The sequence below is a fragment of the Bradyrhizobium pachyrhizi genome (genome assembly GCF_001189245.1).
Classification (GTDB): domain Bacteria; phylum Pseudomonadota; class Alphaproteobacteria; order Rhizobiales; family Xanthobacteraceae; genus Bradyrhizobium; species Bradyrhizobium pachyrhizi.
In genome coordinates, this window is sequence record NZ_LFIQ01000114.1 from 228,174 (window position 1) to 240,615 (window position 12,442).

A 12,442-nucleotide genomic window follows, 5' to 3' on the forward strand; every position below is an offset into this window, starting at 1 on the left:
GGCTGAATTCGGCATCGTTTCCGGCGGCCAAAAACTCGCGGCGCTGCTGCTGTTCATCAACGACGTGCATTCGCTCGGCTTGAAGACCGCGCAAGGCCTGACGTTCACGGAATCCTTCTATTGGGACATGAACGACCAGACCCGCGCCTGGTCGAAGCGGTTCGCCGCCCTCGCCAGCAAGAACGCGATGCCGTCGATGACCCAGGCCGGTAACTACGCGATGGTGCTGCACTATCTCAAGGCGATGGAAGCGCTCGGCGGCAATCCGCATGACGGCGCCAAGGTCGTCGCCAAGATGAAGGAATTGCCGACCGACGATCCGCTGTTCGGCAAGGGCCCGCTGCGCGCCGACGGCCGGCGCCTGATTCCGGCCTATCTGTTCGAGGTGAAGAAGCCCGAAGAGTCCAAGTATCCCTGGGACTATTACAAGCTGATCGCCACGATCGCGCCGGAAGACGCCGCGAAGCCGCTTGAGGCCAGCGACTGTCCGCTGCTGAAGAAGTGACCGCGTAGCGGTCATTCCGGGGCGCGCAACGCGCGAATCTCAGATGCGCAATTTGCGCATCTGAGGATCTCGAGATTCCGGGTTCGATGCTGCGCATCGCCCCGGAATGACTTTTTGCACCTTCTTATTTCGCCGCCGACTTCGCCTTGACGGGCGGCGGCAACGATGCCCATTCCCTGTCGGCGCGCGGGCCGCCGACGTCGCCGGTCAGGCCGACGAGCTGGCCCGGCTGCACGTCCAGCGTCTGCGTCCAGGTCTGGGTCTGGCACAGCAGCTTGAGCAGACATCCCTTGAGCTTCAGCCGGTCGGATTTGTCGCGCCACAGCGAGACCGCATAGGACTTGCCGTCCTCGGCGTTGTAGATGTCGCCGTCGAACCTGCCCTCCGGCGTCAACTTCAATCCGAGGATCAGCTGATGGCCGAGCAGCGCACGCGTCCGCTTGTCGGGATCGGGATTGAAGCTATCGCGGAACGGCTGGTCGTGTGAATCGAGCGGATCCTTCATCCACACGATGAAGCCGCAGACGCGGTCACGCGCGGTGCCGCAGCGCTCGAGACGGATGCGTGCGCGGCCGTCTTCGGTCAGCCAGGTGCCGCTGGGATCGACCGGGGCGATCGTCTCGGCGCGGCCGGTCGAGCTCATCAGCAAGGCAGCGACGAGGCTGCGCAGGAACATGCGAACCAGAAAGTTCATGGTAAAGGACCTTTCAGTGTCGGGATGGTTTGCGGACGCGCGCGGCGCGCCTCACTTCAATTGCGCCATGAAGGCATCGGCACCCTTGTCGATGCCGGCGGTGGCCGCGGCGAGATCGCCGACGCTGGCCTTGATGTCGTAGGCGTTGGGATACTGCCTGCTGACATAGGCGCCGAGCAGGCGCGAGGTCGAGCTGTCGAACATCTCGACGGCATAGATCACCGAGCCGGTCATCGTACCCTCGCCGTCGCGCGCGGCCTGCACGCCGTTATAGACCGCGCCCGCCAGATCGAAACGCGACAGCGTGCCGAGCACCGGCGTGTTGGCGACCGCGCCGGTCAGCGTCAGCCGCAGGCGGAACGTGTTCGGCCCGCGCGTGTTCACCAGCGTGAAGCGGCCGCGCAGCTTGTCGGCGAAGCGGGTCTGCATGTAGGCGGCGAGCGTCTGCTTGTCCCTCTCGGACATGTCGCCGAACTGATGATCCGCGCCGCGATAGATCACGACCGGATCGATCATCACTTTGTTGTAGCTTCGCCAGTCGACCGGCGGCGCATAGCGATACGGCACACGTCCCGAAGAATCGGACGTGTCCGGCGTCATGTAGGCCGACGATGCCACCTCCGAATAGGCCACCGGCGTGACGGCGGCACATCCTCCCGCGAGGACGCAAAGCGCCATCGCTCCCAGACCGCGCGCGGCGATCGAGCTCTCCATTCCAATCTCCTCATCCGACCCTAAAGCGGGAGAGCAGCTCGGCCGCAGCCGCGTCCGGGGCTGAAAGTACGGCTGCGGCCGTCACTGCCGACCTGGCTCGCCGTCGCGGCGCCGCCAGATCTTGCCTCAGTGCGATCAACTATAAAACCGACCAGTTGGTTTGTAAAGTTGCAATCGCAAGAAGCGCGCCGGAAAAATGCGGCGGTCGACATGTCGTGTTAACTGGCGAGGCCGCTTCGCGAATGGCGGCCGCGCGTTGTCACAAACCCGCGACATCTCGTGTGGTACGGCAGAAATCGCCGGGGGATTTCAGGGGCCCGGTGCCGATCCAACGCCGCCAAGCGATCCATATTCCGCTTGGGCGGCGTTGTGCTTTCGGCAGCGCCGGAATTCAGCTGCGCTTGCGAACCGATGCGAGCTTTTCCGCGCGCGCACCGGCCGGAGGCGAAGATGCCGTGCGCACAGCCGTCGTCTTGGCTGGCTTTGCTGCCTCCGTCGCGCCCTGCTCCATCGCGGTCCACTTGCTGTCGTCGAGCAAGCGCTCGAACAGGCGATCGCGCTCCGCCTCGGTCAGCGACAACATGCCGAACAACGAACTCAACAGCAGCCCCCGCGCCGCGGCCCAGCGCAGCAGCGCGAGATCGGGATCCCTCGCCTCGGCCTTCATCAGCGCGACCTTCTTGATGTCGACATCGCGCGGCATCGCCATCAATTCGGGGTTCTCGTTCATCGCCGCCAGCAGTGCGAACGCCCCTGCCCGCGGCGTTGAGATCGCCTCCCGCAGCGTCGCGATCTGCGCCGACAGTTCCGGCTGGTCCGTGGTCCCGCGTACCTTTTCGATGTAGCGGTTCGAGAATTCCTCGAAATGCGCCATCTGCTGCTCGAGCAAGGCGCGCAGCACCGCTTCCTTGGTGCGGAACTGATGCATCACGCCGCCCTTGCTGAGACCGCTCTCGCGCGCAATCGCGTCCAGCGTCAGGCGCCCCGGACCATCGCGCGTCACGATGGTGATCGCGGCGTCAAGTGCGGCGTTGCGGGAGCGTTCCGAGCGGGAAGGATTATCCATGGTGTACTCAGGAAGGAGTCGCTTGAGATCACAGTATCTCAGCGGCATCGGTCAATCTCAAGCGCTGCGAGGCAGCGCGAACGGCGTCCCCGGAATGGCGGTGTCGCCCTCGGAAGACGCATCAATCTCGGGAATCGGTCATCGAGCTATCCGATCGCTCACGCGCACAAGCGAACCTTCTGCAGCAGACCATGAAGGAAACCGTAGGCCATTCGGCCGACGACCCTTTCCCCTCGACCGCGCGCGCGGGCGATGGCCTGCGCGTCGCCATAACTGGCGGCGACAATCGTCCCGTGCCTGCCGCCATCGAGTTTCAGGTCGGTCAGATAGACAAGGCCGCGCGACGTCAGCAGCGCCGCCTGCGTGGCGCTGAAGCGGGTCAATTCATCGCAGATATCAACGGCCTCGTCGGTCACCATGCTGCTCCTGGCAGCGCACCCCGGAGCGAGGCGCGTCTTCATCCGGTATCAGCTCTATATAAACCAACCGGATGGTTTGTAAATAGACAATATGACGCAATCCGCCCGGTGCGGCCGGACGCATCAGCGTGTCGGATCGGCGCGCTCGCATTCGTCCTCGAAGCAGCGATCGGCCAGCATTCGGAGCACGCGAGCGATGACACAGCAGAAACAGACGGCGGAAACCCAAATCAGGACGCTCATCGACGCCTGGACGGACGCCGTCCGCAGGCAGGACTATCCGGGCATTTTCGCCCATCATGATCCGGACATCGTGATGTTCGACGTTCCGCCGCCATTGCAGTCACGCGGATTGGACGAATACGGCAAGACATGGGATCTGTTCTTCAGATATCACCGCCCCTCCTACGCCTTCGATATCGAGGAGATCGCGATCACGGCCGGCGACGATGTGGCCTTCGCGGTCGCGGTGATGCGGTGCGGGCCGCCTGATGCCACGTTCCAGTTCAGGCTGACGATCGGATTGCGCAAGGTCGACGGCCAGTGGCGCGTCATGCACGAACACCATTCGGTGCCGGCGACGGAATAGCGCGTCTCATGGTGGATCCGTTGGCGGCTTTGCACGCCCTAGGCTTGCTTCGCCGCCGTCGCGCGCCAGGCGATGGCGAGCGCGAGCAACAGCAGCGCGCCGGCCAGATAGAACGGCGCGCCGGGCATCTTCACCGGCACGTTGTCGCCGATGAAATACGCAAACGTCAGCGTGAACAGGAACGGGCCGATCAATTCCGACATGCTCTGCACGCTTGATGTCGCGCCCTGCAACTGGCCCTGCTGGTCGGCGGCGACGAGCTGTGTCGTCAGCGCCTGGGTCGCGGCGCCCGAGAGGCCCCACAGCGCCATCACGGGAATGCCGATCCAGAACAGCTGGCCGGTCGGCGCGGCGCCGAAAATCACGAAACCCAAGGCGCCGCAGACGAGGCCGAGGAACAGCGCGTTGCGCTCGCCGAGGCGCTGCCCTATCGGCCCGATCGCCGCGCCCTGCACGATCATGCCGCAGAGGCCGACCAGCGCCAGCGTCGCGCCGACGGTGCCGGTGTCCCAGCCATAGCGATAGGTGGCGTAGAGCACGAACACCGAGGGCAGCACGACATGCGCGAGCTGGCCGAAGAACGTCGCCAGCGACAGACCGGCGAGCGTCCGGTTCGAGCGCAGGAAATGCAGCGCGCCGATCGGATTGGCGCTCTTCCATTTGAACGGCGCCCGCCGCTCCACGGGCAGCGATTCCGGCAGGATGAACAGGCCATACAGCCCGTTGACGAAGCTCAAACCCGCCGCGGCCCAGAACGGCAGCCGCGGATCGATCTCGCCGAGCAGGCCGCCGAGCGCCGGTCCGAGGATGAAGCCGGCGCCGAAGGCGACGCCGATCTTGCCGAACATCGCCGCGCGCTGCTCCGGCGCGGTGACGTCGGCGATATAGGCGAACACGGTCGAGATGCTCGACGAGGTGATGCCCGAGATCGCCCGCCCGATGAACAGCCAGATCAGGTTCGGCGCCAGCGCCATCAGCACATAGTCGGCGGCGAGACCGAAATTCGACAGCAGCACCACCGGTCGGCGGCCGAAGCGATCGGACAGCGCGCCGAGGATCGGCGAGCAGACGAACTGCATCAAGGCCCAGATCGAGCCGAACACGCCGAAGATGCGCGCCGCATTCGCGGTGTCGTTGTTGACGAAGCCTTCGATCAGCTTCGGCAGGATCGGGATGATGATCCCGAGCGCGAGCATGTCGAGCAGCAGGGTGATGAAGATGAAGATCACCGCGCCGCTGCGCGCCTGCGGAACAGCCGCAGGCTTGGGATTCTCATTTTGACGCGCTTTCTTCACGCGAAGCGGTACCCACTTCGCTCGAAAACGCTTTGCTTGACCTCTTCGCTCATGACGGCCGTTTGCGCTTGTGGGCGAACGGATTGGCCTTCTCGCGCAGCGTGATCCGGATCGGCGTGCCCGGCAGATCGAACGTCTCGCGCAGCGAGTTGATGAGGTAGCGCAGATAGGATCGCGGGATCGCGTCGGCGCGCGAGCAGAACAGCACGAAGCTCGGCGGGCGCGCCTTCACTTGCGTGATGTAGTTCAGCTTCAGCCTGCGGCCCGAGACCGCCGGCGGCGGGTTGGCCTGGATCGCCTGCTCGAACCAGCGATTGAGCGCCGAGGTCGGCAGGCGCCGGTTCCAGACCGCATAGGCTTCCTGGATCGCGGTCATCAGGCGGTCGATGCCCTCGCCCATCAGGCCGGAGACGGCGACGATCGGCGCGCCCTTGACCTGCGGCAGCCAGTGGTCGGCATCGGTGCGCAGCTGCGAGATCTGGTTGGGCTTGCGCTCGACGAGGTCCCATTTGTTGACCGCGAGCACGATGGCGCGGCCTTCGCGCTCGATCAGGTCGGCGATGCGCAGATCCTGCTCCTCGAACTTGTTCTGCGCGTCCATCATCATCACGACGACTTCGGCAAAGCGCACCGCGCGGAGCGCGTCGGCTACCGAGAGCTTTTCCAGCTTCTCCTCGATCCGCGAGCGGCGGCGCAGGCCGGCGGTGTCGAACACCCGGAACTCGCGGCCCTGCCAGGTGATCTCGACCGCGATCGAATCGCGCGTGGTGCCGGCCTCGGGGCTGGTCAGCAGCCGCTCCTCGCCGAGCAGATGGTTGATCAGCGTCGACTTGCCGGCATTCGGCCGGCCGACGATGGCGACGCGGATCGGACGCTGCGCGGCCTCCTCCTCCGAGATGTCCTCATCGTCCTCGACCTCGTCGTCTTCCTCCGGTGTCTCCGGCACCAACGCGCTCAGCGCCTCATGGAGGTCGCCCATGCCCTCGCCATGCTCGGCCGAAATCTGGACGGGGTCGCCGAGCCCGAGCGCGTAGGACTCCATCGCGCCGATCTCGCCATGCTTGCCCTCGGCCTTGTTGGCGACCAGCACCACCGGCTTGTTGGCCTTTCGCGCGAAGTCGGCGAAGGCACGGTCGGTCGGCGTCAGGCCGACGCGGGCGTCGATCACGAACATCAGGGCGTCGGCGAGCTCGATCGCGGTTTCGGTCTGCTCTTGCATCCGCGCCGTAAGCGAACCCTTGGCGCCTTCGTCCAGACCTGCGGTGTCGATGATGGTGAAGTCGAGATCGTAGAGCTTCGCCTGACCCTCGCGACGGTCACGCGTCACGCCGGGCTCGTCGTCGACCAGCGCGAGCTTCTGGCCGACCAGCCGGTTGAACAGCGTCGACTTTCCGACATTGGGCCGGCCGATAATGGCGATGGTGAAGGACATGGATCATCCAGGCGCGGTCTGTTGTCCGCGGGTCAAGGTGCTGGAAAGAACTACAGCAGGAATGGGGGGCGGTCGAAGCAAATGATGGAGCATCTTCCCCTTTCCCCGCTCTTACGGGGAGAGGGTTGAAACTCCCCCTCACCCGGAATTCAAGCTGTGCTTGAATTCCGACCTCTCCCCGCAGGCGGGGCGAGGTGGAATCCCGCTCGCAATTAGCGTGAAAATCCGCCGCTCGGTAGCGGTGCGGGGAAGGCGCCGCCGGATTGTTGCGTGGTCTGGGTCTGCTGAGCCGGCGCCGCAGGCTGCGCCTGCTGATCGTCGGCGGGTGGCGCGGTGGTGCGGCGGCGGACGATCTTCTTCGGCTTCGGCTCCGGCGGCAGCGCGGCGGGCGCTCCCTCCTCGGCAGCGGCATCGGGAGCAGCCGCCTGATCTGCGGCCGGCGCTGCCCTGCCCTTGGCCTGCTTCTTGGCACCCTTCGGCGGCTCCGGCGGTGGAGCCGGCTGGGCGGCAGCGGCCGCCGCGGCGTTCTGCTGGTCGAGCTGCTCCTGCTGCGAGCCCTTGTACAATTCCTTCGGCACGCCCTGCTCCAGGCCGGGCACGCCTTCGGGGAATACCGGCTTGCGGTCGCCCTGCAGCTTCTTCTTGGTGTCGAGGAAGTCGAGCAGGTCGCTCGGATCGAAATTGGACATGCCGCCACCGCCGCAACCCGCCAGCACGCTGCAAAGCGCTGTCAGAACTGCGGCTGCGATCAGGCGTTGCGAGCGGCGCATGGTCGATCTCTCAAACTCGGGTTTCGCGCCAAGTCAGCTTTTCGCGACCGGCGGCAACAAGGCCTGCAGCGCTTCGGCACGCGAGCGCAGGCTCGGCGGCGTCTCGCCGTCATTGGCAATCTGGTCGAGCCACTGCCGCGCGGCGGTGGCATCGTTGGCGCGCCAGGCCGACAGCGCCAGCAGCTCGCGCGCGGAATGGCGGAACGTCGAGTCCTTCGCCGTTGCCGTGGCCTCGAGCCGCTGCAGCATGTTCGGATAGGTGGTGGTTTCCATCGCGAGCTGCGCGGCGCGGATCCGCGCCAGGTCCTGCTCGGGACCGCCGACACTGCGGTCGGCTGCGATCTCGTCATAGAGCTTCGCGGCAGCCGGCTGATCGCGGGTCGCGACCTCGGCGGCCATGCGCAACCGCGCCAGGTTGCGATAGCCGGACGGTGCCTTGGTGATGAGAGCGGCGAACGCAGCCTCCGCCTCGGCGTGCTTGTTCTGATCCGACAGTTCGACGGCACGGTCGAACGCCGCACCGGCCTCGGCGGCCTTCTTGGCCTCGAGATACTGGTAGCCGCGCCAGCCACCGACGCCCGCAACGATCAGGATCGCCAGGGCGATGATAAAGAGCGAGTACTTGTCCCACAGCTTCTTGAGCTGATCGCGACGGACTTCCTCGTCGACTTCGTCAAATAATTCAGACACTTAAGGCTATCCCATCCCCTCGGGACCGCTGCTATCGGTGGGGCCCAGCCCTACCCGATCCCCACATCGCGGCGGCGTTACCCTAATGGTGTGGCGGAGGCAAGGCAAAGCGAGGCGGATCAAAGCGTTAACGGGGGACGTTTGCAGCGGGCCGCAACCGGACTGCGTGGCCTCCCTCTCCCGCTTGCGGGGGAGGTGCAGAACGCTAAGCCCCCATTTCCGACAGGCTCTCCCTGATCTGGCGCTTGATCACCTTGCCGTTGGCGTTGCGCGGCAGCGGCTCTGATGTCAGCGCCATGGTCTCCGGCACCTTGTAGTCCGAGAGCCGCTCGGCGCACCAGGCGCGCAGGCTCTCCGCGTTCACTTCGGTGCGGGTCACGATCACGGCGTGCACCCGCTCGCCGAGCACCGGGCACGGCTTGGCGATGATCGCACTCTCGACCACGGCCGGATGGCCGGCCAGGACAGACTCGACCTCGGCGGAATAGATCTTCAGGCCGCCGCGGTTGATCATGTCCTTCTGGCGGTCGAACACGCGGACGAAGTTTGCCGCGTCGATCGAACCGAGATCGCCAGAATGCCAGAAGCCGGCCGTAAAACTCTCCGCGGTCGCCTTCGGATTGTTCCAATAGCCCTTGATGACCGAGGCGCTGCGGATCCAGAGCTCGCCGATCTCGCCGCGCGGCAGTTCGCGGCCGTCAGCGCCCATCACGATGATCTCGGCACCGGGGCACGGCAGGCCGACGCTGTCGATATGAGCGGCGGTCAGTTCGCCCGGCATCAGCGTCGAGGGCGACGTGGTCTCGGTCGCGCCGTAGCAATTCGCAAGCTTCAGCCCGGGAATCTTGGCGTCGAGCTTTTCGATGGTTGCGACCGGCATCGGCGCGCCGCCGAAGCCGCCGATCCGCCAGCTCGACAGATCGTAGCTGTCGAAATCCGGCTGCATCAGGCAGAGATTGTACATCGCCGGCACCATCACCGTGTAGGTGACGCGCTCGCGCGCCGCGACCTTCAGATATTCCGAGGCCTTGAACTCCGGCATGATGATCAGCGCGCCGGCGCAGCGTGCCATGGTGGTGATGTTGGCGACCGCGCCGGTGACATGCGCGAGCGGCACCGCGGCGATCGAGCGGTCGGCCCTGGTCAGCTTCAGGCACGACACGAACACCATCGAGGAGTGGATGATGTTGCAATGGGCGAGCATGGCGCCCTTCGGCCGGCCCGTGGTGCCCGAGGTGTAGAGGATCATCGCGGTGTCCTCTTCCCTCACCTCCGCCGGCGCCTGGGCCGCAGCGTTGTCGACGAGACCGGCGAATTGCGACGCGCCGTCGTCGCCGACGGAGATGCGGTGCTTGAGGCCGGGAATGTCGGCCGCATCGGGGATGCGGTCGGCGAGCGTGGCCTCATGGACCAGAAGCGTCGCGCCGCAATCGTTCAGCACATAGGCGATCTCGGGCTTCTGCTGGCGCGTCGAGAGCAGCACCGTCACCAGCCCGGCATGCGCGGCGGCGAACATCGTCAGCACGAATTCGACGCGGTTGCCGAGCAGGATCGCGACGCGGTCGCCGGGCCCAAGGCCGAGTTTGGCAAAGCCCGCCGCGACCTTGGCCGATTTCTCCGCGACCTCGCGCCAGCTCAGGCGCGTCGCGCCGCAGACCAGCGCCTCGCCGTCGCCATTCTGCGCAACGGCGTCCGCGATCATCGCCCACAGGGTGCCGGGCCGCTCCGGGAAAGCCGGCACGACGCGGTCGCCGAAGCGCGGCTCGAGCCGCATCGGCGGAATTGCGTGCTGCGACCAGTCCATGCGCGCCCCGTCAGCTCTTCTTCATGCCGTAGACGTGTTCCGGCCCCGGGAAGGCGCGGCTCTTCACGTCGCGCGCATAGCCCGCGATCGCCTCCTCGATCATCGGCCCGAGATTGCCGTAGCGGCGCACGAATTTCGGCGCCCGCGGCGACAGGCCGAGCATGTCCTCCAGCACCAGCACCTGGCCGTCGCAGGCCGCGCTGGCGCCGATGCCGATGGTGGGCACGGCGATCGACTGCGTGATCTTGCGCGCCAGCGGCTCGGCGACCGCCTCGACCACGATCGAGAAGGCGCCGGCTTCCGCGATCGCCCTGGCGTCGTTCTCGATCGGCGCCCAGGTCTCCTCCTCGCGGCCCTGCGCGCGGAACGAGCCGAGCGTATTGATCGACTGCGGCGTCAGGCCGATATGGCCCATTACCGGAATGCCGCGCTCGGACAGGAACGCCACCGTCTCTGCCATCCGCGCGCCGCCCTCGAGCTTGACCGCGCCGCACAGCGTCTCCTTCATGATCCGCACCGCGGACTGAAACGCCTGCTCCTTCGAGCCCTCATAGGAGCCGAACGGCATGTCCACCACGACGAGCGCAGCTTGCGAGCCGCGCATCACCGCGCGGCCTTGCAGGATCATCATGTCGAGCGTGACCGGCACCGTGGTCTCGAAGCCGTGCATGACGTTGCCGAGGGAATCGCCGACCAGGATGGCATCGCAATGACGGTCGACCAGCGCCGCGGTGTGCGCGTGATAGGACGTCAGCATCACGATCGGCTCGCCGTTCTTGCGGGCGCGGAGATCGGGCGCGGTCTTGCGCTTGATGGCGGATTGAACAGACATAGTCAGGCTCCCATGACAGGCACGCCGATCACGACCGGGTGGAACGCAAACGCCAGCGCCAGATAGACGATGACACCGACCGCGATCGCGATCAGGTCGTTGGTTGGGCCGCCCACCGGAATCGGGGGCGCGCCGGCATCCGTGCGGCGCTTCAGCGAGATACGGTCATAGACCGCCCAGCCGAGAAACGAGCCGAACAGGATGATCGAGCCGAGGTCGCCATTGGCGAGCAGATGCGCGAACGCCCACAGCTTCACGCCGGCGAGCATCGGATGCTTCAGCGTGGTGTAGATGCGGCCGCGGATATAGGAGGCGACGACGAGGATGACGGCGGGCAGCATCAAGGCCACCGTGATGTGCTTGAGCGCGGTCGGCGGGGTCCAAACGTCGATCCATCCGGTCGCGCGATAATGCGCAAAGCCCCAGATGATCAGCACGAGCCCGGCCGCGGAGGCCAGCGAATAGGCGATCTTGTAGACGCCCTCGCCCATCGCCTTGATCAGGCCGGCGCGCATCTCGCGCAGGCTGGACAGGACATGGACGCCGAGGAACAGCACGAGACCCAGGATCATGACGAGCAGTCCCACGATGTTCCTCCCCTGATCGATTAATGCCTTCGCGTATCACCTTCGCCGGGCGGGTGGCAATGCGTCAGCTTCACGGCTTGTCGGCCGATTTGGCCAGCTCCCGGTTGTCGACATAGCGGATCATGATCGGGCGACCGGCCAGCGCCCCGCCCAATCCGCCGGTGAATTTCAGCGGCAGGCAGGCATCCAGCGAGGCATTGATCGCGTTGAGGTAGGTGGTGCGGGTGTCGGCCGGGATGCCCCGCGTCGAAAACGTCAGGTGCGGCGCGCCGATCATCTCGCCCGATCGTTTGAAGCTGAAACGCACCGACATCTGCATGCCCGCGCGCGCGTCGTCCGGCGGTGGCGGCGCCCAGCAGGCGCGCAGCGCGGCGAACAGATCGCCGATGGTATTGAGATCATGATCCGGCTTGCGATACTTCTCGGCCTGATCCTGCGGTGGCACGGTCAGGATCGTGAGCTGGAGATTTTCGCCGTACGGATAATCCATCTCGGGAAAGCACGGCCCGTGATTGAGCACGCTGCAATAGGACGGGATGCAAGGCCCTTCGTCGAGCACGCTGCAGGGCGTGTGTGCGAAGGGCGCCGGGTTGGTTTGTTGCCGCTGCTGCGCAGAGGCCGCGCTCGCGAGCGCAAAGGCCGGCACGGCAAAAGCGAGACAGATGGCGACGCGTCGGAGCATGCAGGCGGATCCGGATTGCACTCCGGAGAAAATGGGTCCGCAGCCGGAGCGCATCAAGCGGGGCCGTGTTCAAATCCTTGCGCGTGTAGCTGTTATCCGTCGCTCCACAACCCCGCTGTCATCGCCCGGCTCGACCGGGCGATCCAGTATTCCAGAGACGGCTGTTATCGATCGATAGGCGGCGGCGTACTGGGCCCCCGGTCGAGCCCGGCAGACGACAGTGAATGGTCGGCGCCACTACGCCTTCTTCTTCACATCCTTGACGTTGGAGAAGGTGATGCCCTCGGCGCGCTCGCGGGTGTAGCCGAGATAGAACTCGTTCTTGGCCATGAACACGGGATCGCCGTCGACGTCGTCGGCGAT

At 65.8% G+C, this 12,442-nt stretch carries 14 protein-coding genes; 2 read left to right on the forward strand and 12 right to left on the reverse strand.

From position 1 onward, the window contains the following. Positions 1 to 505: ABC transporter substrate-binding protein (locus tag AKL29_RS45755; protein ID WP_244482500.1), on the forward strand; the 505-nt coding region annotated here is incomplete at its 5' end. 124 nt (positions 506 to 629) lie between these two features. Here the strand turns inward: AKL29_RS45755 and AKL29_RS30195 are convergent. The 4 genes from AKL29_RS30195 to AKL29_RS30210 all read right to left on the reverse strand — a co-directional run bounded on the left by AKL29_RS30195 (position 630) and on the right by AKL29_RS30210 (position 3,398). Then, entirely contained in the window at positions 630 to 1,199 is a 570-nt protein-coding gene (locus tag AKL29_RS30195; protein WP_028335142.1) for a DUF2147 domain-containing protein, read from the reverse strand. A gap of 51 nt (positions 1,200 to 1,250) precedes the next feature. Continuing rightward, positions 1,251 to 1,913 carry a DUF3313 domain-containing protein gene (locus tag AKL29_RS30200; protein WP_050386657.1) on the reverse strand — a complete coding sequence of 221 codons (663 nt, stop codon included), beginning with the start codon at positions 1,911 to 1,913 and terminating at the stop codon, positions 1,251 to 1,253. A 391-nt stretch (positions 1,914 to 2,304) separates the two neighbouring features. Continuing rightward, complete coding sequence (locus AKL29_RS30205; protein WP_028335140.1) at positions 2,305 to 2,979, reverse strand: TetR/AcrR family transcriptional regulator; 675 nt, start codon at positions 2,977 to 2,979, stop codon at positions 2,305 to 2,307. A 158-nt stretch (positions 2,980 to 3,137) separates the two neighbouring features. Then, positions 3,138 to 3,398 (reverse strand): hypothetical protein, encoded by a 261-nt coding sequence (locus AKL29_RS30210; RefSeq protein WP_050386658.1) that lies wholly within the window; start codon positions 3,396 to 3,398, stop codon positions 3,138 to 3,140. Positions 3,399 to 3,594: 196 nt separating this feature from the next. Here AKL29_RS30210 and AKL29_RS30215 point away from each other — a divergent pair, with 196 nt between their 5' ends. Further along, complete coding sequence (locus AKL29_RS30215) at positions 3,595 to 3,987, forward strand: nuclear transport factor 2 family protein (protein ID WP_050386659.1); 393 nt, start codon at positions 3,595 to 3,597, stop codon at positions 3,985 to 3,987. A gap of 38 nt (positions 3,988 to 4,025) precedes the next feature. Here AKL29_RS30215 and AKL29_RS30220 read toward each other — a convergent pair whose 3' ends face one another. The 8 genes from AKL29_RS30220 to AKL29_RS30255 form a co-directional block, all read right to left on the reverse strand. Next, positions 4,026 to 5,282: an MFS transporter gene (locus AKL29_RS30220; RefSeq protein ID WP_050386660.1), complete on the reverse strand. Its 1,257-nt coding sequence runs from the start codon at positions 5,280 to 5,282 to the stop codon at positions 4,026 to 4,028. A 49-nt stretch (positions 5,283 to 5,331) separates the two neighbouring features. Further along, positions 5,332 to 6,714, reverse strand: coding sequence for a ribosome biogenesis GTPase Der (gene der, locus AKL29_RS30225; RefSeq protein WP_050386661.1), 1,383 nt, complete (start codon positions 6,712 to 6,714; stop codon positions 5,332 to 5,334). A 212-nt stretch (positions 6,715 to 6,926) separates the two neighbouring features. Further along, on the reverse strand, positions 6,927 to 7,484 hold the full coding sequence (locus tag AKL29_RS30230; RefSeq protein WP_050386662.1) for a hypothetical protein: 558 nt from the start codon (positions 7,482 to 7,484) through the stop codon (positions 6,927 to 6,929). 33 nt (positions 7,485 to 7,517) lie between these two features. Further along, positions 7,518 to 8,174: a tetratricopeptide repeat protein gene (locus AKL29_RS30235; RefSeq protein ID WP_028335134.1), complete on the reverse strand. Its 657-nt coding sequence runs from the start codon at positions 8,172 to 8,174 to the stop codon at positions 7,518 to 7,520. 205 nt (positions 8,175 to 8,379) lie between these two features. After that, positions 8,380 to 9,978, reverse strand: a complete 1,599-nt coding sequence (locus AKL29_RS30240) for a class I adenylate-forming enzyme family protein (RefSeq protein WP_050386663.1) — start codon at positions 9,976 to 9,978, stop codon at positions 8,380 to 8,382. A 10-nt stretch (positions 9,979 to 9,988) separates the two neighbouring features. Continuing rightward, a complete protein-coding gene (gene panB, locus AKL29_RS30245) occupies positions 9,989 to 10,810 on the reverse strand; it encodes a 3-methyl-2-oxobutanoate hydroxymethyltransferase (RefSeq protein ID WP_016839889.1) in 822 nt (273 codons plus the stop codon). A gap of 2 nt (positions 10,811 to 10,812) precedes the next feature. Then, positions 10,813 to 11,397, reverse strand: a complete 585-nt coding sequence (locus AKL29_RS30250; RefSeq protein ID WP_050386664.1) for an NnrU family protein — start codon at positions 11,395 to 11,397, stop codon at positions 10,813 to 10,815. Positions 11,398 to 11,467: 70 nt separating this feature from the next. Then, on the reverse strand, positions 11,468 to 12,079 hold the full coding sequence (locus tag AKL29_RS30255) for a hypothetical protein (protein ID WP_028335131.1): 612 nt from the start codon (positions 12,077 to 12,079) through the stop codon (positions 11,468 to 11,470). Positions 12,080 to 12,442 lie beyond the last annotated feature (363 nt).